This window comes from Bradyrhizobium sp. BR 10289 (genome assembly GCF_019455385.1).
Lineage (GTDB): Bacteria > Pseudomonadota > Alphaproteobacteria > Rhizobiales > Xanthobacteraceae > Bradyrhizobium.
In genome coordinates this window covers 1-21,975 of sequence record NZ_JACOFR010000030.1, presented here as the reverse complement: position 1 = coordinate 21,975, position 21,975 = coordinate 1, and the positions used below count along the sequence as shown (strand labels likewise).

At 65.7% G+C, this 21,975-nt stretch carries 19 protein-coding genes; 14 read left to right on the top strand and 5 right to left on the bottom strand.

From position 1 onward, the window contains the following. The first annotated feature begins 84 nt into the window (after window positions 1-84). Window positions 85-1,272, top strand: coding sequence for an IS481 family transposase (locus tag HYH08_RS32690; protein WP_220013940.1), 1,188 nt, complete (start codon window positions 85-87; stop codon window positions 1,270-1,272). 170 nt (window positions 1,273-1,442) lie between these two features. Here HYH08_RS32690 and HYH08_RS32685 read toward each other — a convergent pair whose 3' ends face one another. Then, the gene (locus HYH08_RS32685) at window positions 1,443-1,877 is read right to left on the bottom strand and encodes a hypothetical protein (RefSeq protein WP_220013939.1); all 435 of its coding nucleotides are present in this window, start codon (window positions 1,875-1,877) and stop codon (window positions 1,443-1,445) included. 65 nt (window positions 1,878-1,942) lie between these two features. Between HYH08_RS32685 and HYH08_RS32680 the strand changes: the two genes are divergently transcribed. Both HYH08_RS32680 and HYH08_RS32675 read left to right on the top strand, forming a co-directional pair. Continuing rightward, the gene (locus HYH08_RS32680; RefSeq protein ID WP_220013938.1) at window positions 1,943-2,530 is read left to right on the top strand and encodes a hypothetical protein; all 588 of its coding nucleotides are present in this window, start codon (window positions 1,943-1,945) and stop codon (window positions 2,528-2,530) included. Window positions 2,531-2,611: 81 nt separating this feature from the next. Next, window positions 2,612-3,202, top strand: a complete 591-nt coding sequence (locus HYH08_RS32675) for a YdcF family protein (RefSeq protein ID WP_220013937.1) — start codon at window positions 2,612-2,614, stop codon at window positions 3,200-3,202. Between the two features lie 68 nt (window positions 3,203-3,270). On the opposite strand, the gene HYH08_RS32670 is transcribed toward HYH08_RS32675, so the two are convergent. Beyond that, window positions 3,271-4,614 carry an aminotransferase-like domain-containing protein gene (locus HYH08_RS32670; protein ID WP_220013936.1) on the bottom strand — a complete coding sequence of 448 codons (1,344 nt, stop codon included), beginning with the start codon at window positions 4,612-4,614 and terminating at the stop codon, window positions 3,271-3,273. A 183-nt stretch (window positions 4,615-4,797) separates the two neighbouring features. Here HYH08_RS32670 and HYH08_RS32665 point away from each other — a divergent pair, with 183 nt between their 5' ends. Then, window positions 4,798-5,031: a DUF1127 domain-containing protein gene (locus HYH08_RS32665; RefSeq protein ID WP_220013935.1), complete on the top strand. Its 234-nt coding sequence runs from the start codon at window positions 4,798-4,800 to the stop codon at window positions 5,029-5,031. Between the two features lie 1,048 nt (window positions 5,032-6,079). Here HYH08_RS32665 and HYH08_RS32660 read toward each other — a convergent pair. Continuing rightward, a complete protein-coding gene (locus tag HYH08_RS32660; protein ID WP_220013934.1) occupies window positions 6,080-6,505 on the bottom strand; it encodes a universal stress protein in 426 nt (141 codons plus the stop codon). Window positions 6,506-6,554: 49 nt separating this feature from the next. Then, window positions 6,555-7,091 (bottom strand): SixA phosphatase family protein, encoded by a 537-nt coding sequence (locus tag HYH08_RS32655; protein WP_220013933.1) that lies wholly within the window; start codon window positions 7,089-7,091, stop codon window positions 6,555-6,557. Window positions 7,092-7,184: 93 nt separating this feature from the next. Between HYH08_RS32655 and HYH08_RS32650 the strand changes: the two genes are divergently transcribed. The 9 genes from HYH08_RS32650 (at window position 7,185) to HYH08_RS32610 (ending at window position 20,817) form a co-directional block, all read left to right on the top strand. Then, entirely contained in the window at window positions 7,185-8,666 is a 1,482-nt protein-coding gene (locus tag HYH08_RS32650; RefSeq protein ID WP_220013932.1) for an NAD(P)/FAD-dependent oxidoreductase, read from the top strand. Window positions 8,667-8,752: 86 nt separating this feature from the next. Then, a complete protein-coding gene (gene msrB / locus HYH08_RS32645) occupies window positions 8,753-9,265 on the top strand; it encodes a peptide-methionine (R)-S-oxide reductase MsrB (protein ID WP_220013931.1) in 513 nt (170 codons plus the stop codon). Between the two features lie 238 nt (window positions 9,266-9,503). After that, the gene (locus HYH08_RS32640) at window positions 9,504-11,756 is read left to right on the top strand and encodes a flagellar hook-basal body complex protein (RefSeq protein WP_220013930.1); all 2,253 of its coding nucleotides are present in this window, start codon (window positions 9,504-9,506) and stop codon (window positions 11,754-11,756) included. 36 nt (window positions 11,757-11,792) lie between these two features. Continuing rightward, window positions 11,793-13,676 (top strand): flagellar hook-associated protein FlgK, encoded by a 1,884-nt coding sequence (gene flgK, locus HYH08_RS32635; RefSeq protein ID WP_220013929.1) that lies wholly within the window; start codon window positions 11,793-11,795, stop codon window positions 13,674-13,676. Between the two features lie 21 nt (window positions 13,677-13,697). Then, entirely contained in the window at window positions 13,698-15,581 is a 1,884-nt protein-coding gene (locus HYH08_RS32630; RefSeq protein ID WP_220013928.1) for a flagellar protein, read from the top strand. Window positions 15,582-15,652: 71 nt separating this feature from the next. Further along, the gene (locus HYH08_RS32625; protein ID WP_220013927.1) at window positions 15,653-16,441 is read left to right on the top strand and encodes a methylenetetrahydrofolate reductase; all 789 of its coding nucleotides are present in this window, start codon (window positions 15,653-15,655) and stop codon (window positions 16,439-16,441) included. Window positions 16,442-16,451: 10 nt separating this feature from the next. Then, window positions 16,452-18,074 (top strand): hypothetical protein, encoded by a 1,623-nt coding sequence (locus HYH08_RS32620; protein WP_220013926.1) that lies wholly within the window; start codon window positions 16,452-16,454, stop codon window positions 18,072-18,074. 2 nt (window positions 18,075-18,076) lie between these two features. Continuing rightward, window positions 18,077-19,324, top strand: a complete 1,248-nt coding sequence (locus HYH08_RS32615) for an ATP-grasp domain-containing protein (RefSeq protein ID WP_220013925.1) — start codon at window positions 18,077-18,079, stop codon at window positions 19,322-19,324. After that, entirely contained in the window at window positions 19,321-20,817 is a 1,497-nt protein-coding gene (locus HYH08_RS32610) for a pyridoxal phosphate-dependent decarboxylase family protein (RefSeq protein WP_220013924.1), read from the top strand. The genes HYH08_RS32615 and HYH08_RS32610 overlap by 4 nt, the downstream gene beginning before the upstream one ends. A 124-nt stretch (window positions 20,818-20,941) precedes the next feature. On the opposite strand, the gene flbT is transcribed toward HYH08_RS32610, so the two are convergent. Continuing rightward, a complete protein-coding gene (gene flbT, locus HYH08_RS32605; RefSeq protein ID WP_220013923.1) occupies window positions 20,942-21,379 on the bottom strand; it encodes a flagellar biosynthesis repressor FlbT in 438 nt (145 codons plus the stop codon). A gap of 319 nt (window positions 21,380-21,698) precedes the next feature. Here flbT and HYH08_RS32600 point away from each other — a divergent pair. Then, window positions 21,699-21,975, top strand: a 277-nt coding sequence (locus HYH08_RS32600; RefSeq protein ID WP_502789277.1) for a flagellin N-terminal helical domain-containing protein, incomplete at its 3' end; no start/stop codon positions are given.

Genomic DNA, 21,975 nt, shown 5'->3' with positions numbered 1-21,975 from the left:
TCCCCATGTTCAGACCGGGGAGATGGTGGACGGGTGTTCGGAGACATCGTGGACACTTCGACAGCTCAGCAAGGAGGCTGTCGGATGCCGTTCCGCGAGGTGTCTCGGATGGATGCAAGATCGGAGTTTGTGATGCTGGCCTCGGAAGAGGGAGCCAACGTTCGGCAATTGTGCCGTCGCTTCGGGATCAGCCCGACGACGGGCTACAAGTGGCTGGAGCGTTGGCGGGGCGGCGGGATGGCCAGCCTTCGGGACCAGCCAAGGCGACCACAGACATCGCCCACGCGCAGTATCGCGGCGATCGAGGAGGCCGTGCTTTCGGTGCGCGCCCAGCATCCGGCCTGGGGCGGGCGCAAGATCGCCAGGCGTCTGAAGGATATGGGGCGGGAAGCCGTTCCGGCGCCCTCGACGGTGACGGCGATCCTGAAGCGACATGGTGTGGAACTGGGCAAGTTCGGTGGCGGCTCGCCGGGCTTTACTCGTTTCGAACGATCGCGGCCGAACGAGTTGTGGCAGATGGACTTCAAGGGCCACGTGGCCCTTCACGTCGGTCGGCTTCATCCTCTGACCGTGCTCGACGATCACTCGCGCTTCTCGGTGACGCTGGCGGCGTGTGCCGACGAGCAGACCGAGACGGTCAGGCAGCATCTCATCGCAGCTTTCCGCCGCTACGGTCTGCCCGAGAGGCTGATCACCGACAACGGTTCGCCCTGGGGCGACGGACCAGGCAGCCCGTTCACCCCACTCGGGGTCTGGCTGATCGAGCGCGGCATCAAGGTCAGCCATTCGCGGCCCTATCATCCGCAGACCATGGGCAAGGACGAACGCTTCCACCGCAGCCTCAAGGCCGAAGTGTTGTCCGCTCCTCCCTTCGCCGATATCGCCTCCGCCCAGCGTGCTTTCGAGCGATGGCGCACTGTCTACAACACGGAACGGCCCCACGACGCGCTCGAGCTTGCCGTGCCGGCAAGCCGCTATCAGCCAAGTCCGCGCGACTACGTCGAGACCGTCCCGCCCTTCGAATACGCACCAGGCGACGAGGTCCGCCGGGTCCAGCAAGGCGGCCACGTCAGCTTCCGTGGCCGCAACCTCAAAGTCCCGAAGGCCTTCCGCGGCAAAGCCGTCGCGTTCCGGCCAACCACTCACGATGGGGTCTTCGACGTCGTGTTCAGAACCCAGACGATTGCAACCGTCGACATTCGGCCTCTCGACGGAAGCCCAGAAAGTGTCCACGATGTCTCCGAACACCCGTCCACCATCTCCCCGGTCTGAACACCCCAGCGGGGAGAGGTCGGATTGCTATGGCGCGCAATTGCGCGCCATAGCAATCCGGGTGAGGGGCCGCAGCGTTCAGTGTCACCGTAACCCCTCACCCGGATCGCATCTTGCGATGCGATCCGACCTCTCCCTACGGGAGAGGTGAAGCGAGGGCGGCAATCGTGTCAGCTGCGGCGCAGTGCGAAATGCGCGCCGCAGAATGCCATCACCGCGCCGAGGCACAGCGCGGCAAGCGCGGCCAGCATGCCTGAGATGGTCGGGACCGCGCTCGGCGCCGAGGCCACCTGGCCGGCGCCTGCCAGCAGGAGCACGCCGACCGCGATCAGGAATTGCCGCATGCGGTGCGGGATCTGGCCGTCGACGGCGCTCTGCATCAGGGTCGCGGTGAAATAGCCGCCGGAAAAGCCAACCGTCGCGATCAGCCACCAGGCGATCGCCGCGCCCGCCGGCATGAACTCGTGCGTGTCGGAGCGCCACAGGCCGCCGAGATCGAGCCCATAGCGCGCGCCCAGCATGTGCACCGCGAGCGCGAGCAGCACGCCGGAGATCATCGCGGCACCAAGAATCAGACGGCGCGGAAAAAAGGTCGTCTCAGCCATGCCTCGCTTGTAGGATGGGCGAGGGCGGTCGCGCAAGGCGATTGCGGACGGGATTGATGGAGACGATGCAGGTTTCGAACGCGAAGGCCGCCTCGGGCACAAGCTACGCCTACAAGGCGTCGCTGATCGGTTCGGCGCATCGCTTCGAGCTGACCGACGAGGGGCTGTCCTGGCACATCGCGGGACGGTCGGGCCTGTGGCGCTATGACGAGATCAGTGCCGTCAGGCTGTCGTTCCGCCCGGTGTCGATGCAGCAGCACCGCTTTCGCGCCGATGTCAGCCGCGCGGGCGGCGGCCGCATCGCGATCCTGTCGACGAGCTGGCAGACCGCAGCCCTGATGGCGCCGCAGGACAACGGCTTTCGCGATTTCATCGTCGCATTGCACGCGCGGATGGCGAAGGCGGGCAGCCGCGCGACGCTGACCGCGGGTCTCGGCGCTAAGACCTATGCGGCGGTGCTGGCGTTCCTGGCGGTGCTGACGGTGGCGATGACAGGCCTCTTGATCCGCGCGCTTCTGATCGGCGAGCTCGCCGGCGCGCTGTTCATCCTCGGCTTTGCCGCGCTGTTCGCCTGGCAGGTCGGCGGCTTCGTCCGGCGCAACCGGCCGCAGAGCTACAGTTTTGATGATGTGCCCAAGGCCTTGCTGCCCTGAAGGCCTCTTGCTGCCCTAGCTGCAATCCGCCGCAATCAAACGTGACTTCGCGCAGCCGCCCCGCTGTCGCATCGTGCGGCCATGCATCATACGACGCGCCCGCTCAGCGCGGATGAGATCGCCGAGATCAACCGCATCCATCTGATCGACACGCCGCTCCGCCCGGCCGACCTGCTGTTCGTGTTCGGCACCCGCGAGGACGAGGCCTTGCGCGCCGACACCGCCGCGCGGCTGTGGCGCGAGGGCCTGTTCCGCTGGTCGATTGTCAGCGGCGGTGTCACGCCGGGCTCGGAGCAATCCGAGTGCACCATCATCAAGGCGGCGATGGTGGCTGCGGGCATTCCGGCCGACCGAATCCTCGAGGAGCATCGCGCCATGAACACCGGCGAGAACGTGATCTTCTCGCTGCCCGTCATTGATGCGGCGCTGGGACTGCACAACATTCGCAGCGTGATCTGCCTCGGCAACACCTGGACCGCGCGACGCTATCCGATGACGCTGCACCGGCACTGGCCGGAGGTCGAGAAGATACTGCTCACCGTCGACAGCTTTGCGACGCCGCGCGCGCTCTGGCACACCGACGCCGAGTTTCGCCGGCGTGTCCTGCACGAATGGAACAAGATCGAGCCTTACAAGGCGAGCGGCTTCATCGCGGACTGGCCGGAGGTCTGAAGGCGACTTTAATTTTGACGCGTTTTCTTGACGCGAACCGGTGCCCACTTCGCTCGAAAACGCTTTGATTACTCCGTCGAGTCGAAATCCTCTTCCTTGGTGCCGAGCAGCGAGACCAGCGTGCGCAGGCCGGAATCGAGCTGCTCGAAGGTGGGCGGAGCGAGCGCGAGCCGTACCGCATTCGGCGCGTGGCCGTGCGCGACCGCGAAAGTCGATGATGGCGTCAGCGCGATGCCGCGCCGGGCGGCGGCGGCGACGAAGGTCTGCGAGCGCCAGTGCTGCGGAAGCGTCAGCCAGAGATGATACGAGCGCGGGTCGGCAGCGAGCTGGTAGCCGGCGAGCAGCCGCGCCGCGGTCTGCTGACGGCGCGCGGCGTCGATGCGTTTCAGCCGCGTCAGCTCGGCGACGGTGCCGTCGGCCATCAGCCGCTGCCCGGCGGCAAGCGCATGGCCGGATGCGATCCAGCCGCCGGTGCGCACCGCGCTCATCACGCTCTCGCGCAGATGCGGCGGCGCGACGAGGATGCCGAGCGCAAGGCCCGGCGCGACCTTCTTGGACAGGCTGTCGAGCACGATGCAGCGGTCCGACCCGAGCGCGGCGAGCGGCGTGTCGTCGGCGAGGAAGCCGTAGACGGTATCCTCGATGATGGTGAGGTCGAGCTTCTCGGCGACGCGCATGATGTCGGCGCGCCGCGCAGAGTTCATGGTGACGCCGAGCGGGTTCTGGATGATCGGTTGCAGATACAGCGCCGACAGATGCGCCTCGCGATGCGCCTTCTGGATCGCATCGGGACGCGCGCCGAACTCGTCCATCGGGATCGGCACCAGCGTGACGCCGAGCCGCGCCGCGATGCTCTTGACGTAAGGATAGGTCAGCGCCTCGACGCCACAGCGGCCGCCGGTGGGGACGAGCGCTGCGATCGCGGCCGCGAGCGACTGCTTGCCGTTGGCGGTGAACACGATCTGCTCGGCCTGCGGCGCAAAGTCCTTGCGCGCGAGATAGGCGGCGGCCGCGTTGCGCGCGCTCTTGGTGCCGATGCTGGTCGAGACGCGCAGCGCCGACTCCAGCGCGTCGACGCGCTCGAGGCCGGCAAGGCTCTTGGCGATCATCGCCCATTGCTGCGGCAATAACGGATAATTGACCTCGAAATCGATCCGCGCGTCGCGCGGCTCGCTGAGCGGCTCGACCGGGCGCCTGATATCGCCTGAGATGAAGGTGCCGCGGCCGACTTCGCCGACGACGAGGCCGCGGCGGAGCAATTCCGTATAAACCCGGCTGGCCGTAGAAACGGCAATGCCGCGATCATAGGCAAAATTGCGCTGCGGCGGCAGCCGGTCGCCGGGCCTTAACGTGCCGTTAGAGATATCCGAGGCAATGGCATCGGCAAGCTTCACGTACTCGAACTTGGACATTATTGCACCGAGAGCAATGTTTCACTTGCTCCGAGCAATGTACTGGAGCATCTAAGTTCCATCAAGGTCCGCGTTGCGCCGAGGAAAGCGAGAGCAATCCCACGGCAAATGAGGTGCAAGCGCTCAGGCGCTTGCGCCAACGGCATCCGCTTCGCCGCGTGGACGACAGGCCGGAGAAGAAACATGACCACGATCTCGCAAACTGCCGGGCGGAGTTTACGCCCATCCTCGAGCGGATTTTTTGGCGCGCTCGTCACCGCAGCCTACGCGCTGTTCGACCGCATGGAGCGCCGCTCCGCCGTCAAGACGCTGAACGAGCTCGACGACCGCGCTTTGCGCGACATCGGCATCAACCGCAGCCAGATCGAGGACGCGGTGTACGGCCAGTTCAAGGACGAGCTGTCGCGGTATCTGTGAGCTTGCTCTGTGTCCCGGACGCGCTGCAGCGTTCTTACGCTGCTGCGCAGAGCCGGGACCCAGGAAGCCATACGGCGCGCCGTGACATGGACCCCGGCTCTGCAGCGCATCGTCGAAGAGACGCTGCGCTGCGTCCGGGGCACGAGACCTGAGTTATCGCGCAACTCCCTCCGCCGTCGTTGCGAGCGCAGCGACTTGTCCGCCGAAGCCTTAGCGAAGGCGGAAGCAATCCAGAATGCCTCTGCGGTAAGACTCTGGATTGCTTCGTCGCAAGGGCTCCTCGCAATGACGGTGCTTGGAGCGCGAGCGCCGCTCCATCAATTCGCATCTTCATTGCAGACACACTTTCGCGCTCTCGCGGCGCATCTCGCCCGAGCTTTGCTTCATTGCTCCGCCCTCGATTGGAAAAGGGCGCAGGGAAGACCGAGTGCCGGCCGGGCACCCACGGTCCACTGTGCGGTAGGTAGCAACGAGAATTTGCACAGCGGCATACAGGTGTGGCCTCAACATCCGGCCTTCCCTGCGCAGTGGTTTTACGGCTTATGTCGTGCTCTCCCCGGGGAGCGTTGCACTATTGCCCCCGTCGCCTTGCCGATGACTGATGCGCGTGCCCGGTAGGGCCGCCGCATCACCACAAGACTTGGCGCACAGACCCCGGGCGCCAGGACCACACGATTTTGCCGTACGCGAGATCGCACCGGTCGTGTGCGCGAGGTATCCTGCTCACGGTTGCCCGCCCTGCAAAACCCTTTGCGCCGATGTGACCCACGTCCACCGCCCCCCAGCCCGCGTTCGTGACGATCGCGATACGCCCTCTTCCATGGGCCGGGTTGCGGCGATGTCTACGTCATTTCCGAATTTCGGTAAAGTGGAATATTTTTGGCGCGGTGGATTGACGTCCATGTTGGGTGTTTTGCCCTGTCGGGCAACGCAAGATCTCGTAGCCCGGATGGAGCGAAGCGTAATCCGGGAATCCATCCACGCGGATATAGCGGCCCCGGATTGCGCTGCGCTCCATCCGGGCTACGGACTGCGTTCGGAGCTGCCTTCAATGCCTCACCACCAGCACCGAGCACTTCGCGTAACGCACGACATGTCCGGCGTTGGAGCCGAGGAAGTAGGTGCGCATCGCCGGCCGGTGCGAGGTCATCACGATCAAATCGGCCTTCATATGCACGGCTTCCTCCAGGATCTCGTGGTAGATGCCGCCCTGGCGCACCACGCTGGAGATGTGGCCCGCCTCGATGCCCGACTCGCGCGCGACGATGGCGAGCGCTTCCTCCGAGGTCTGGCGCTGCTGTTCGTCGAAATCGGCCGGGACGTATTCGGCCAGCATCACCGGGGTCATCGGCAGCACGTTGAGCAGGCGGATCGATCCGCCCCAGGTCTGCGACAGCGTGGCCGCGGTCGCGATCGCGGGCTTGGCGAGATCGGTGTCGGCGAGGTCGATCGGCACGAGGATGGACTTGAACATCTGCGCCTCCAGTCTTCCGGTCAGGACGTCTTGCCGGCCCGTCGCGCGATCAACCTGATCGAAGCAATTTGGGGCTGACGAACAGCACCAGTTTGCCGCGGCGGTAGGCCACGTCCCCCCAATCCTTGACGTCAAAGTCGAGGATCGCAAGCCCCGCCGTGGGCAGATTGTCGGCGAGCGCCTTGGCGCCGGCGGGATCGCCGCTGCCCATCAGCATCAAGACGGCCTCGTGCATGCCGGGATTGTGGGCGACCAGCAGCAGCTGCTTCGGGTCGCGCGGGGCGGTTGCAGTGCGAATGGTCTCCAGGATCTGGGCGGGATCGGCGCCATAGAGTTCCGGCAGCACCTCGACCTCAGGCGCCGGGACGCGGTCCTTCATCGTCTCCCAGGCCATGTCCCAGGTCTGCCGGGCACGGACGGCGTGCGACACCAGCACGGCCTCGGGAAAGGGCGGATGGGTGGCGATCCAGTCGCCGATCACGGCCGCGTCCTTGTGGCCGCGGTCGTCGAGGCGGCGGTCCTGGTCACGGCCGCTCGGCGCGTCAGTCTCGGTCTTGGCGTGACGCAGCAGCATCAAACGGCGCATGGCATTCTCGAATCGTTCCACATCCAGGATAATCTACAGCTGCGGCCTGAGCATAAGGTGACAAGCGCCTGACCGGTCCTTTAAGAAAAGGGCATGAGCGAGACTTTCACAAGCGTGTCCCAAGAAGAAGCCGGCTTTCGCGAGCGTGCGCGGCTGTCGTTCGATCTCGACGCCGACATTTGCGTGATCGGGGCAGGGCTCGCGGGGCTCTCGATCGCGCTGGAGGCGGCCCGGCTCGGGGCCAGCGTCGCGGTGCTCGAGGGGCGTCATATCGGCTGGAATGCCTCCGGCAACCAGCTCGGCACCGTGATGCCGGGCTTTGCGCTGCCGCTCGCCGACCTGATCGAGCGGATCGGTTTCGAGGACGCGCGCGAATTGTGGACGCTGTCGAAGGAGGGGGCCGAGTTCGTCCGCGCCAACGCCAGCGAAGAGAACATGCCCGGCATCGGGCTCAGCGACGGCGTGCTGGAAGTCTCCAACGTCGATGCCGGCGACCGGCTGATCAGCCGGCTCCAGATGTTGAACGAGGATTTCGACACCGAGGTCGAGGGCTGGCAGGTCGATCGCGTCCGCGAGGCGCTCAAGACCGATCATTACTTCCACGGCGTCTACTATCCCAAGGCGTTCCAGGTCGACGGCCGCAAATATGTGCATGGCCTTGCGGCGCTGGCGCGGCGGGCGGGAGCCCGCATCTTCGAGGATACGCCGGTCGTCAGCATCGATCATTCCGGCATCCGCAAGCGCATCGTCACGCCCTCCGCGCGGCTGCGCGCCACCCATATCGTGCTGGCGGGAAATATCCATCTCGGCGCGCCCCTGCGGCGCCTGTCGGAGACATTGCTGCCGGTGTGGCGCTATGCCGGCATCACCGCACCGCTCGGCGAGCGCGTGCGCGAGATCATCGCCTTCAAGGGATCGGTGATGGATTCCGACGGGGTCGACCATTTCCGCGTCGTCGACGGCGACCGCTTGATGTGGGAGAGCCCGGAGACCACCTGGGCCGCCCGTCCGCAGCGTTTCGCGGGCAGCATCAAGCGGCGGATCCGGTCGATTTTCCCCGAACTCGGCAATGTCGAGATCGCCGAGACCTTCGGCGGCGCCACCGGCCAGACCGTGCACGGCATGCCGCAGATCGGCCAGCTGCGCAAAGGCCTGTGGGTGGCGAGCGGGTTTGGCCGTCAGGGCATGAACACCTCCGCCATGGCCGGGCAGATGATCGCGCGCAGCATCTTGTGGGGCGACGACCGCTGGAAGCTGTTCTCGCCGTTCGAACTGGTCTGGGCGGGCGGCGCCACCGGGCGGGTCGCGGGCCAGCTGGTCGGGATCTGGAGCAGGGCGAGCTCGGCCGCCGCGGGCTCGCTCGCCCGCTACCGCGAGCGTGCCAGGATCAAGGACCGGGAGCGCGAGGCGCGCCTCGCCGAAGCCAACCGGGCCGCCGGCACCGGCCCGCGCCGGCCGCCGCCAGATGTCCGGTCAAGTGTCAGGCCGCGGCCGGCCCCGCCGGAACCGGCGGCGCGGGGAGCACAGGCACAGGCACCGGAACCGGTCACGCCGGACCACACTGTCTCGCAATAAGTGGAGAAAAACTCCGCCCGGACGTGTAACGTCGGCCGTTAGAACCCGTATCTCAGGGCGTGGATTTCCCGCGCACGGAGAATGAGATGTTAGACCGCCGCATCCTGCTGACCACCGTCGCCGGCCTGTTCGGCCTTTCGGCCTTCCGCTGGCTGAACGGGACACCTGCCGAGGCTGGCGAGAAGGCCGCGGAGACGTTCGAGATCACGAAGACGGAGGCCGAGTGGCGCGCCCAGCTGACGCCGCAGCAATATGAGATCCTGCGCAATCACGGCACCGAGCGGCCGGGCTCCAGCCCGCTGCTGAAGGAACACCGCAAGGGCATTTTCGCCTGCGCCGGCTGCGACCTGCCGCTGTTTGCGTCCGACACCAAGTTCGAGAGCGGCACCGGCTGGCCGAGCTTCTACCAGCCGATCGAGGGCAATGTCGGCAAGACCGAGGACCGCACCTACGGCATGCTGCGTACCGAGGTGCATTGCCGGCGCTGCGGCGGCCATCTCGGCCACGTCTTCGACGATGGTCCCAAGCCGACCGGCCTGCGCTACTGCATCGACGGTTTTGGGCTGGTGTTCCACCCGGCGGCGGCGTCGGCAACGTAAGGCTCTTTATGTGACGCGTTTTCTTCACGCGACCCGGGCCCCACTTCGCTCGAAAACGCTATGGTTTCCCGGCAATTGTTGCCGGCCCGGCAATTGTGCCCCGGTCATCGGACCGGGGCATTCCTATTTAAGTCATTGATTTCATGAGAATACCCGCATTGGCATAGCCCTTGCGACTGTCTCCTTCGACTGCGGCCATGGTCGACCGGCCGCCGAGATCGGATTTGGAGACAAAGTTATGGGTATCTTCGATGCAATGAACACCTCGGTGGGTGGCCTGCAGGCGCAGTCCTACGCGCTGCAGAACATTTCCGGCAACATCGCGAACTCATCCACCACCGGTTACAAGGGCATCGGCACCAGCTTCGTCGATCTCATTCCCGACGCCTCGGTGCCGAGCAAGCAGGTCGCGGGCGGCGTCACGGCCAACGCCAAGGCTACCATCACCACGCAGGGCACGATCTCGTCCTCTACGGTCGCCACCAACATGGCGATCACCGGCGACGGCTTCTTCTCGATCCAGAAGGCGACCGGCGTCGTCGATAACGTGCCGGTGTTCAGCGGCGTCACCTACTACACCCGCCGCGGCGACTTCCAGCTCAATGCCAACGGCAATCTGGTCAACGGCGCCGGCTACTACCTGATGGGCACCACGGTCGACCCCAAGACCGGCAATCCGACCGGTAACGTCGCCACTGTCCTGAAATTCCAGAACAACTTCATCCCGGCGCAGGCGACCACCTCGATCCAGTATGCGGCAAACCTGCCGAGCGTGCCGAACACGGCGGCGAGCTCGACCGCGGCGAGCGGTACGCTGCTGGCGGCCGGCGGCCTCAACCCGTCGGACTTCACCGCCAACCCGCTGCCGGTCGGCACACCGCCAGCGCCCTACACCAATGCGACCGTGTCCGGTGCGGCCGCGACCGGCAATCTGCGCTCGGCCTATTCGTCGACGACGGGAACGGGCACGGTTGCGCTCCAGAACAACTCGTCCGCGGTGGCCTCGACCAGCACCTCCCTCGACAACACCGTCGGCACGCATCTGGCCTCCAGCATCCTCACCGCATTGAGCGGCCAGACCCTGACCATCAACGGCAACACGATCACTTTCAACGGCGGCACGACCGTCACGACGACCGGCAGCAACACCACGATCGGTCTCGGCGCGGGCACGACGGCGACGGTGGCCAGCATCCTGAACGCGATCCAGACCGCGGGCGGCGCGGGCGTCACGGCGTCGCTCTCCGCCAGCGGCAACATCCAGATCTCGACCGGTACCGGCGTCGACGTGGCGGTCAACAGCGGCACGGCGGCAACGGCGCTGGGCATCAGCAGCGTGACGCGCGGCGGCAACGTGCTGTCCTCGCCCGCGATCACCGGCGCCACGGTGCTGAGCGGTTCGGCGACTGCCGGCGGCGCCGAGGTGCTCTCCTCGGGTTTCGCCGCAGGTGACACCATCACCGTCGACGGTCAGACGCTGACCTTCATGGCCTCGGGCGCGTCCGGCGCGAACCAGATCAACATCACCGACAACATCACGACCTTGCTCGGCAAGATCGATGCGCTGTCCGGCGCGTCGGGATCGTCGGTCAGCAGCGGCGGCGTGATCACGCTGAACACCGGCACCGTCTCCAACCTGTCGGTGTCGAGCTCCAACAGTGCGGCCTTCGCGGCGCTCGGCTTCACCTCGACCATCACCAAGAACCGCGACGGCGGCGGCACCGCCGGCACCGGCGGCGTGATCGGCAACGACATCGCGACCTTCACCAAGGAATCGATCAGCGGCGGCGCGGTGACCGCGTACAACGCAGCCGGCACCCCGGTGAACATGCAATTGCGCTGGGCCAAGACCGACAGCGCCTCGCTGGGCACCGGCCATTCCGATACCTGGAACCTGTTCTACCAGACCGACCCGAATGCCACCGGCACCACGGTCGGCTGGGTCAATACCGGACAGGCCTTCACCTTCGCCGCGGACGGCTCGCTGACTTCGCCGAGCGGATCAGGCATCACCATCAACAATGTCAGCGTCAGCGGCCAGTCGCTCGGCTCGGTCGCCTTCAACATTTCTTCGGGCGGGCTGACGCAATACGCCTCGACCAGCGGCGCGGTGACCATCAACACCATCACCCAGAACGGCTACGCCGCGGGTCAGCTTCGCTCGGTCGCCGTCAACAACAACGGCCTCGTGGTCGGCACCTTCTCCAACGGCCAGAACCTCGATCTTGCGCAGGTGTCCTTGTCGCACTTCAACGGCACCAACTACCTGAAGGCGCTCGACGGCGGCGCTTATGCCGCGACCGAGCAGTCGGGACCTGCGATCGACGGCGCCTCGGGCTCCATCAGCGGCTCGTCGCTGGAAGGCTCGAACACCGACATCGCCGACGAATTCACCAAGCTGATCGTGACCCAGCAGGCCTATTCGGCCAATACCAAGGTGATCACGACGGCGAATTCGATGGTGCAGGACCTCCTGAACGTGTTGCGCTGATCGGCGCGCGACGTAACCAAAGGCGGGTAAGTCCACATGGGTTTGAGTTCAGCCCTTGCCAGCGCGATGAGCGGTCTGCGTGCCAACCAGGCCGCGCTCTCGATCGTCTCTTCGAACGTCGCCAATTCGCAGACGCCGGGTTACGTCGTCCAGACGCCGAACCAGATCGAGGTCACCACCGGCGACTTCGGCTCGACGGCGATGACGACCGGCGTCAGCCGCGAGCTCGATACTTACGTGCTGAACCAGCTGCGCACCGAGACCGGCGGCAGCGGCTACGCCGACCAGATGGCCAACATCCTGAAGCAGCTTCAGAATGTCTATGGCACGCCCGGCAACAGCGGCACGCTCGAAACCGCGCTGAACAATTTCACCACTTCGCTTCAGGCGCTGTCGACCAGCGCCGGCGCGTCGTCCGCGCAGACCGTTGCCCTCGGCGCGGCGCAGGCGCTGGCGACGCAACTCAACGTCACCACCAGGGGCATCCAGTCGCTGCGCTCCAATGTCGAGCAGGATCTCGGCACCTCGGCGCAGCAGGCCAACGCTGCGATGCAGAAGGTCGCCGACATCAACACCAAGCTCCAGGGCCTGTCGGCGAACGATCCCTCGGCCGCAACGCTGATGGACCAGCGCGACCAGGCCATCAACACACTGTCGAAATATGTCGACGTCCGCGTCACCACCGACGGCTCGAACCAGGCCAACATCTACACCACGACCGGCATCCAGCTGGTCGGCGCCGGCCTGGCCTCGCAATTCACCTTTGCTTCTGCCGGCGCGCTCTCGGCGACCTCGCTCTACAATATCGATCCTGCCAAGTCCGGCGTCGGTGCGCTCAACATCACGCTGCCGAACGGATCGTCGGTCGACGTCGTCGCCAACAACGTGGTCTCCTCGGGCCAGATCGCGGCCGATCTGAAGCTGCGCGACCAGACGCTGGTGCAGGCGCAGAACCAGATCGACCAGCTCGCGGCGACGATGTCGAGCGCGTTGTCCGACAAGACCACGGCGGGCAGCACGGTCTCCGGCCCGCCGGCCGGTTTCGACATCGATCTGGCCGGCGCGCAACCGGGCAACACCGTCAACCTCACCTACACCGACACGACGACCAACACCCAGCGCCAGGTCACGCTCGTCAACGTGACCGATCCGGCGGCGCTGCCGCTGCAGAACGCGACCGGCGCCAATCCGATGCGGATCGGCGTGAACTTCTCCGGCGGCATGGGCGCGATCGCCTCGGCACTCAACACGGCGCTGCCGGGCTCCCACCTGACATTCTCCGCCGCACCGTCGCCGGCCACCGCCACGACGCTGCGCATCACCGATGACAACAGCGGCCTTGCCAAGCTCAATTCGGCCTCGAGCACCAAGACGATCTCGTCGCTGACCTCGGGCAATCCGCAACTGCCGCTGTTCACCGACGGCGGGCAGGCGCTCTATACCGGCGCCATCACCGCATCGGGCTCGCAGATGACCGGCCTTGCCGGGCGCATCGCGGTCAACACGCAGCTCGTGGCCGATCCGACCAGGCTGTCGGTCTACAACACCTCGCCGGTGACGCCCGCGGGCGACACCACGCGCTCGGACTATCTCTACTCGCAGCTCACCAGCACGGTGTTCTCCTATTCGCCGACGACCGGCCTCGGCTCGGCGAACCAGCCCTTCACCGGCAGCGTCTCGAACTACCTGCAGCAGTTCCTCAGCGTTCAGGGCAATGCGGCGACGCAGGCGACCCAGCTCCAGCAGGGCCAGAGCGTCGTGGTCTCGACGCTGCAGGCCAAGTTCGACTCGACTGCCAAGGTCAATCTGGACTCGGAGATGTCGAACCTGATCCAGCTCCAGAATGCCTATGCCGCCAACGCGCATGTGATGTCGGTGGTGCAGAGCATGATGAACACGTTGATCCAGGCTCAAGTGTAACAAGTAGCAGGGCTCTGAAACATGTCGATCAGCAGCATCAATTATTCCTCGTCGATCCTCGGCGCGCAGATCCGCAACATCAATCAGCAGCTCACCGATTTGTCGACGCAGCTCTCGACCGGCAAGCTGTCGCAGAACTATTCCGGCATGGGCACCAACGAGGGCTTCGCGATCGCCGGGCGCTCGCAGCTGTCGAACATCGCCGCCTATACCGACACGATCACCAACGTCAACGTCAACATCAACCTCGCCAACACCGCGCTGCAGTCGCTGACGACGATCCGCAACACGGTGCAGACCGGCTCCGCCAGCACCGCGCAGGATCTCAACGTCAACGGCCAGACGATCGCTCAGAACACGGCCGCGGCACAGTTCGGCTCGATGGTCGGCGTCCTCAACACGCAGTCGGGCAACCGCTATCTGTTTTCGGGAACGGCCTTCAACACGCAATCGGTCGCCAATGCCGGCGACATCATCAACGGCACCACCACGCAGGCTGGCTTCAAGACCGTCATGGCGGAGCGCCAGGCTGCCGACCTGGGGGCCAACGGCATGGGACGGCTGGTGCAGACGCAGCCGACGCCGAGCTCGGTCAAGGTGTCGGAAGACGTCGCGGGATCGCCGTTCGGGCTCAAGCTCAAGGCGGTGTCCTCGACGCTGACGGGCGCGACCGTCACCGGCCCGAGCGGCTCGCCGGTGTCGTTCTCCGTCGATCTCAACGGCGTCAATCCCAACAACGGCGACAAGCTGAGCGTCCAGTTCACGCTGCCGGACGGGTCGACCGAGCAGATCGACCTGACCGCGTCGTCGGCGATTCCAACACCGCTCGGCAGCTTTGCGATCGATGCGAGCACGCCGGTCAACCCGAACAACACCGCGGCGAACCTCAACACCGCCCTGAACACCGCGATCACCAAGCTCGCCAACACCTCGCTGGTTGCGGCCTCCGCGATCACGGCCGGGGATAATTTCTTCAACACCGCAAGCTCGGCGATCGGCACGCCGGTCAACAACCAGGCGGCGACGCCCGCGCCCATCACCGGCGCGACGGCGCTGTCCGGCGCGAGCCCCTCGGACTCGATCTCGCCGGGCTTTGTTGCCGGCGACACCATTACCGTCAACGGCACCACGCTGACCTTTGTCGCCTCGGGCGCGACCGGCAACCAGCTCAATGTCGGCGACAGCATTCAGACGCTGATGAGCAAGATCGACGCGATCACCGGCACGACGAAGCCGTCGACCGTGCATGGCGGTTCGATCACGATCAATACGGATGATGCGGCGAGCCTCAACATCACGACCTCGAACACCGGCGCGCTGGGCGCGCTCGGATTTGGCTCGACGCCGGTCACTGCCACGCAGCCGCCGCTGCGGGTCGGCTCCTCGCCGGCGAGTTCGGCGACGACGCTGGTCAACGGTTCGGCCAACACGGTGAAATGGTATACCGGCAATGACGGTCCCGGTTCGCCGCGCTCCACCGCGATGGCGCGGGTCGACGATTCCGTCACGGTGCAATACGGCGCGCAGGCCGACGAGGACGCGATCCGTCAGCAATTGCAGGCGATCGCCGTGTTCGGGACGTTCTCGACCTCGGCGACCAGTCAGTATGCGGGCGGCCAGGTGGCGGCGCTGAGCCTGCGCACGACCCAGGCGCTGACGAAGCAGCCCGGCCAGCAGCACCTCGAGGACATCCAGACCGACCTCGCGATGGCCCAGAACACGATGAAGGACGCCGGCACGCGCCAGACCCAGGCCAAGGCGCAGCTACAGTCCATCATCGACCAGGCCGAGTCGGCCTCGCCCGACCAGGTCGCGAGCGAGATACTGTCGCTTCAGAACGCGCTCCAGGCGTCCTACCAGGTCACCTCGAACCTCGCGCAGCTCTCGCTCGTCAAGTTCCTGTAAGGATGCGTTAAGGCGCCGTTAACCATGCCTCTTTACCTCTTGGTGAGGATTTGAGCGGGGCGGAGCTGGCGATGTCGGACAAGATGCAGTTGGTGGTGGCGACGCCCTGCTTCGGCGGGCAGGTGTCGAGCATCTATGCGAGCTCGATCTTCGCGCTTCAGCGGGCTGTGCACGGCATGTCCAATCTCGGGCTCAAGGTGCTGCTGCGGGACGGCGATGCGCTGATCACGCGGGCACGGGCCAATCTGGTCGCGATGTTTCTGGACGACCCCGACGCGACGCATTTCCTGTTCATCGACGCCGATATCGGCTTCAAGCCGGAGCAGGTGTTCCGGCTGATCGAATGCGGCGCGGACGTCGTCGCCGGCTGCTACCCGATCAAGCGGGTGAACTGGGACAAGGCGAAGCGGGCGATCCAGTCCGGCCGCACCGACGTGCCGGCGGCCTCGCTCGACTATGTGCTCGAGATCGAGGATCCCGACCGCATCGTCGTGGTCAATGGTTTTACCCGCGTGCGCTATGCCGGCACCGGCTTCCTGATGATCCGCCGCCACGTGCTGGAGGCGATGTGCCGCCATCCGGATTACGCGGCCTTGCAATTCTTCCGCGAGCATTCGCACGATACGCTTGCTGCCAGCCAGAACCGGTTCGCGCTGTTCGAATGCATGATCGATCCGGCGACCGGTACCTATCTGTCCGAGGACTTCGCCTTCTGCAAGCGCTGGACCGATATCGGCGGCGAGATCTGGGCCGACATCCAGAGCTCGCTCGATCATGTCGGCCCGTCGGTGTTTCACGGCGATATCGCCTCGCAATTCGCGGCTGCCCCTGCGGCGGCGGCCACCGCCGACGCGGCGTGAGGCTTTCGGGATGAGCACCGGCGCATCCCTCCCATCGATCCCCGAGCGTGTGTCCGACCAAGGCTCGCGCTACCGTCTGCGCGATCTGTTCACGCCGCTGGATACGCTGCTGGTGTCCGGCGGAGACCTCCGGCTCGCGCTCGATCCGGCGGACCGCGTCAATGCCTATGGCTGTGCGGCCTCGCCGGAGCCCGAGATCTGGAATTTCGCCTCTTCGACCGCGTCCACGATCTCGCAGGCAGCTTACGACCGCGCCGCACTGGCGCGCGAAGAGCTGATGCACAGATGCCTGTTCGACGAGGTCGAGATCGCCTTCGATGCGCGCTGCGAGGACATGCGCGAGGAGCTGCGCGGCCATCTCCAGCTCTCGCCGCGCGTCGACATCGTGTTCTCGCCATCCGGCACGGATTCTCAGCTGCACGCCCTGTTCCTGGCGCGCGCGGCGCTCGGCGAGCCGCCGGTGACGATCGTGGTGGGCGCCGATCAGACCGGGAGCGGCACGGCCCATACCGCGCGCGGTCATCATTTCAGCACGATGACGGCGAGCGGCGTTGCGGTGCGCAAGGACGGTGCGGTGGCGGGGCTCGCCGGCGACAGCATTTTGGTGCCGTTGCTCGATACGACGGCCGGCATCGCGATGCGTGCGGACGCAGATGCGGCGGTCATGCGCGCAGTCGAGGACAGCCTGACGCAAGGTCGCTGCGTTCTCCTCCAGATCATGGATTCGTCAAAGCTCGGCTGGCGTGCGCCGAGCGCTGCCTGCCTCGATGAGATCGCGCGGCGCTGGCCGCGCAAGGTTCAGGTGGTCGTCGATGCCTGCCAAGCGCGGCTCGGCCGCCGCCGGCTGCGCGCCTATCTCGATCGCGGCTACATGGTGCTGATGACCGGCTCCAAGTTCTTCGGCGGCCCGGCCTTCAGCGGCGCGCTGCTGGTGCCGAAAGGGCTGTCACGATCGTTCGACCGGATCGGCGCGGTCGCGCCCGGAATCCTCGACTACGCCGGCCGCTGCGACTGGCCGATGGCCTGGACGGCGCTGCGCTCGCGCTTCGGGCGCCGGCCGAACTTCGGCCAATGGTTGCGCTGGGAAGCCGCTCTTGCCGAGATCGGCAGCTATTATGCCGTGCCCGGCGCGTTTCGCGCCAAGGCGCTGGCCGCGCTCGCGGCCGGCATCGACAGCATGATTGCATTGTCGCCGTCGCTTCGTCCCATTCCGCGCATGTGCGAGACGACGAGCGCGGACGACGAGGAATTCGCAGCAACCACGATCTTTCCATTCACGCTGCTGCGCGACGGCAAGCCGGTCTCGGTCGCCGAGACCACCGCCGTTCATCGGGCGCTGGCGCGTGACATGAATGAGGAGATCAGCGGCAGCGCGGCCGACCGTCAGCTTGCCGCGCAATGCTGTCTCGTCGGCCAGCCGGTCCGGCTGGAGCGGCCTGACGATGCGCCGCAAGCCGTGCTGCGCCTCTGTGTCGGCGGCCGGCTCGTCACCGAAGCCTGGTCGGCCGACGCCGCACAGGCGCAACGCAATTTGCAGCATATCCTCGATCGCATCGCCCATGTCGTGGTGAAGATCGAGCTGCTGCTGGACCGTGCCACCACGGCGCCAGGGAAGTTTGTGCTCGAGGCCTGAAGATGTTGAATCCCGTTTCCACGCCGAACTATTCCGACCGCATCGGCTTTGCGCAATTGACGCGCCGCGCCTTCGAGGGCGGCGATCTGCATCCGTTGCGCGAGCACCTGCTGGCACGGATCGCGGAGGGGACGGCGGAGGCGGGCGAGGGCCTCGACCTGTCGCTGATCGCGCAGCTGCTCGGCGAGAAGGAGGCGGGGCTGGTGATCCAGACCGAGGTGCTCGCCTTCCATCAATTGTTTCGCACGCCTTGCGGGCTTCCGAAACCGCGCCTGCGTGTGCTCGCGCTCGCGGCCGATATTGACATGGGCGGCAACACCCCGATCGAATTCCTGCTCGAAGGCTCCGATATCGAGCTGCTGACGCTGTACGTGGTGAAGGGCGTCGGCTTGCCCGAGACATTGCCCGATCACGATGTCGCCATCGTGGTCGCCTCCGATTCCGAGGAGTGCCGCGAGACGCTTGCGGTGATTGAAAAGGCTGCGCCCACCTGGCCGCGGCCGCTGCTCAATCGTCCGGAGCTGATCGGCAATCTCGATCGCGACAAGCTGTTCCGCCTGCTGGCTGGTATCTCCGGTCTCGACATTCCCGTGACCGTCCACACGACGCGCACGCAACTGTCCGAGCTTCTGGACGGCAAGATCGCCTGCGCGGACATCACTGGCGAGTTGCGCTTTCCGATGATCATCCGGCCGCGCGGCACGCATGCCGGCGTCGGGCTCGCGAAGGTCGACGACGCGGCGGCGCTCCAAGCCTATCTCGCCGAGCGGCAGGAGCAGGATTTCTTCGTCGCGCGCTTCGTCGACTATGCGAGCCCCGACGGGCTCTACCGCAAATATCGTCTCACCATGGTCGACGGCAAGCCTTACGCCTGCCACATGGCGATCGCCGACCGCTGGGACATCTGGTATCTCAACGCCTACATGGCGTTCAGCGAAGAGAAGCGCGCCGAAGAAGCCACCTGGATGCAGGACTTCGATACCGCATTCGCCGCGCGTCATCGCCATGCGCTCGACGAGATGAGCAAGCGCGTCGGTCTCGACTATTTCATCGTCGATTGCGCCGAGAACCAGGACGGTGAGCTCTTGGTGTTCGAGGCCGACAACACCGCCGTCGTGCACAACATGGATCCGCCGGCCGTGTTTCCCTACAAGCCGCCGCAGATGCGCAAGATCTTCGCCGCGTTCACGGCGATGCTGTCGCGGCACGCCGAGACAGCTGACAAGGCCAGCAAGGAGAGTGCGGCATGAACGAGATCATCCGCAACACGCAAAGCGCCGCCACCAGCACCTCGCTCGATCCGCAGGACTGGAGCGCGTTTCGCGCGCTGGCCCATCGCATGCTGGACGAGGCCATCGACGGCATCGCCAACGTCCGCGCGCGTCCGGTGTGGCAGCCGATTCCCGATCAGGTTCGCGCGGCCATCAAATCCGAGGTGCCGCGAGAGGCGAGCGATCTCGCCGACGTCTACCGCGAATTCGCAGAGCATGTCGCGCCTTATGCCACCGGCAACGTCCATCCCGGCTTCATGGGCTGGGTGCATGGCGGCGGCACCGCCGTCGGCATGCTCGCAGACATGCTCGCTGCGGGCCTCAACGCCAATCTCGGCGGACGCGATCACATGCCGATCGAGGTCGAGCGCCAGATCGTCGCGTGGATGCGCGACCTGTTCGCCTTCCCGGACAGCGCGAGCGGCATCTTCGTCACGGGCACGTCGATGGCCAATCTGATGGCGGTGCTGGTGGCGCGCACGGCCGCGCTCGGCACGCTGGCGCGGCAGTATGGCGTCGGCAACGACGGCGCGCTGCTCACCGCTTACACGTCGCGGGCCGCACATGGCTGTGTCTCCCGGGCGATGGACATTGCCGGGCTCGGCACCGATGCGCTGCGCAAGATCGACGTCGATGCCGATCATCGCGTCGACGTTGCCGCGCTGCGGGCGCAGATCGCTGTCGACCGCGAGGTCGGCTTCAAGCCGTTCCTCGTCGTCGCCTCTGCCGGCACGGTCGATATCGGTGCGATCGACGATCTCAAGGCCATCGCCGCGCTGTGCCGCGAGGAAGGCATCTGGTTTCACGTCGACGGCGCGTTCGGTGCGCTCGCCATCCTCTCGCCCGAGCTCGCGCCGCAGCTCGACGGCATCGAGCTTGCGGATTCCATCGCGCTCGACTTCCACAAATGGGGGCAGGTGCCTTACGACGCCGGCTTCCTGCTGGTGCGCGACGGCGAGCAGCACCGGCAGGCCTTTGCCCAGCCGGCAGCGTATCTCAGCCGCGAGGCCAGGGGGCTTGCCGCGGGCGCGGTCTGGCCCTGCGATCTCGGTCCCGACCTGTCGCGCGGTTTCCGCGCGCTGAAGACCTGGTTCACGCTGAAGACATTCGGTACCGACCGGCTGGGTGCGGTGATCGCGCGAAGCTGCGCGCTGGCGAAATATCTGGAAGCGCGCGTGCTGGCCGAGCCGCGGCTGGAATTGCTGTCGCCTGTCAATCTCAACATCGTCTGCTTCCGCTATCGCGCCGGTGATGCCGTCAATCGCGAGATCGTCGCCGATGTTCAGGAGTCCGGTCTCGCGGCGCCATCGAGCACCACGCTGGACGGCAAGCTCGCGATCCGCGCCGCCATCGTCAATCACCGCACCGAGGAGAGGGACATCGATGCGCTGGTTGCGGCCGTGCTGACGTTCGGCGACCGGCGCAGCGGCGGCATGATCGAGGTCGAGGCGCCGCCGCTCGCCGCGCAGTGACATCGCGAACCTTTTGACGCGTTTTCGTCACGCGAACCGATACCCACTTCGCTTGAAAACGCCCTGAAAACAAAACGCCCCGGACCAGGTCCGGGGCGTTTTGCTGTCAGATGTTGCGATGTGCTCAGGCGGCCGAGCTGACCTCGCCCTTGACCTCATCCTTGGGATGGGTCGCCTCGAACTGCTCACGCAGCTTGTCTTCGTAGGCGATCAGCTTGCGGGCGTCCTTGAGGGCCCGATAGAGATCGCCGCTCATGATGTTGTTGTTGATGCTCTCGATGATCGGCCAGGCGCTCGGCACGGCGGTGATGATATCGCGCACCAGGTTGAAATAGGTGCCGTGCTGGCTCTGCGGATCCGGCGAGATGTACATCAGCTGGACCGCCAGATAGACGAGCTTGGCGGGCGAGTCGGCGGTCTCCGGCGTGAGGATGTCGCGCTCGCGCAGGATCGGCACGTTGTCGCCGTCGATCAGAAGGCGGGCGCGCTGGTCGGTGTTGGTTATCACGCAGTTACCGACGATGATGCGTTCGTGCGGTCTGAGCTCGACCTTGAGGGCCATGCCTGTTCTCCATCAACGCTTTCGTAACCGAGCGTGTGTTGCGGCGGATCAGGGTGCAATACTCCCTCAAGACTAGTTAACGAGTTGTGAATCCGCATCCCTCACGCGAAAAATCCTAATCCTTTCAATGGCGAAATCCTGCGGCAGCGCAGCGGCGGACGGCGCTCGCCCTTCCGAATCATCCCGCGACTCAGCAAAAGCGCCGGTTTCATTTCATGCTTCGTTAGATTCTCGGCGCCACGGTCCGCCGGTCGCTGGATCAATCGCGATCCATGCAGACGCGTAACAGTAGCGTCGTTTACCAGAAAGGTAACAGAGTATGTCAGGCATCGTCCTCTCCGCATCGGTTCGTCAGAACCTGCTCTCCCTCCAGTCCACCGCTGATCTTCTCGCCACCACGCAGAACCGTCTGTCGACCGGCAAGAGCGTCAACTCGGCCCTGGACAATCCCACCAACTTCTTCACCGCCCAGTCGCTCGACAACCGCGCCAGCGACATCAACAACCTGCTCGATGGCATTGCCAACGGCGTGCAGGTGCTGCAGGCCGCCAACACCGGCATCACCTCGCTGCAGAAGCTGATCGACAGCGCCAAGT

Bases quoted from the DNA above. Each gene is read 5' to 3' on its own strand.
- HYH08_RS32690 (WP_220013940.1), top strand. From the start codon at position 85: ATGCCGTTCCGCGAGGTGTCTCGGATGGATGCAAGATCGGAGTTTGTG.
- HYH08_RS32685 (WP_220013939.1), bottom strand. From the start codon at position 1,877: ATGGCTGAGACGACCTTTTTTCCGCGCCGTCTGATTCTTGGTGCCGCG.
- HYH08_RS32680 (WP_220013938.1), top strand. From the start codon at position 1,943: ATGCAGGTTTCGAACGCGAAGGCCGCCTCGGGCACAAGCTACGCCTAC.
- HYH08_RS32675 (WP_220013937.1), top strand. From the start codon at position 2,612: ATGCATCATACGACGCGCCCGCTCAGCGCGGATGAGATCGCCGAGATC.
- HYH08_RS32670 (WP_220013936.1), bottom strand. From the start codon at position 4,614: ATGTCCAAGTTCGAGTACGTGAAGCTTGCCGATGCCATTGCCTCGGAT.
- HYH08_RS32665 (WP_220013935.1), top strand. From the start codon at position 4,798: ATGACCACGATCTCGCAAACTGCCGGGCGGAGTTTACGCCCATCCTCG.
- HYH08_RS32660 (WP_220013934.1), bottom strand. From the start codon at position 6,505: ATGTTCAAGTCCATCCTCGTGCCGATCGACCTCGCCGACACCGATCTC.
- HYH08_RS32655 (WP_220013933.1), bottom strand. From the start codon at position 7,091: ATGCGCCGTTTGATGCTGCTGCGTCACGCCAAGACCGAGACTGACGCG.
- HYH08_RS32650 (WP_220013932.1), top strand. From the start codon at position 7,185: ATGAGCGAGACTTTCACAAGCGTGTCCCAAGAAGAAGCCGGCTTTCGC.
- msrB (WP_220013931.1), top strand. From the start codon at position 8,753: ATGTTAGACCGCCGCATCCTGCTGACCACCGTCGCCGGCCTGTTCGGC.
- HYH08_RS32640 (WP_220013930.1), top strand. From the start codon at position 9,504: ATGGGTATCTTCGATGCAATGAACACCTCGGTGGGTGGCCTGCAGGCG.
- flgK (WP_220013929.1), top strand. From the start codon at position 11,793: ATGGGTTTGAGTTCAGCCCTTGCCAGCGCGATGAGCGGTCTGCGTGCC.
- HYH08_RS32630 (WP_220013928.1), top strand. From the start codon at position 13,698: ATGTCGATCAGCAGCATCAATTATTCCTCGTCGATCCTCGGCGCGCAG.
- HYH08_RS32625 (WP_220013927.1), top strand. From the start codon at position 15,653: ATGTCGGACAAGATGCAGTTGGTGGTGGCGACGCCCTGCTTCGGCGGG.
- HYH08_RS32620 (WP_220013926.1), top strand. From the start codon at position 16,452: ATGAGCACCGGCGCATCCCTCCCATCGATCCCCGAGCGTGTGTCCGAC.
- HYH08_RS32615 (WP_220013925.1), top strand. From the start codon at position 18,077: ATGTTGAATCCCGTTTCCACGCCGAACTATTCCGACCGCATCGGCTTT.
- HYH08_RS32610 (WP_220013924.1), top strand. From the start codon at position 19,321: ATGAACGAGATCATCCGCAACACGCAAAGCGCCGCCACCAGCACCTCG.
- flbT (WP_220013923.1), bottom strand. From the start codon at position 21,379: ATGGCCCTCAAGGTCGAGCTCAGACCGCACGAACGCATCATCGTCGGT.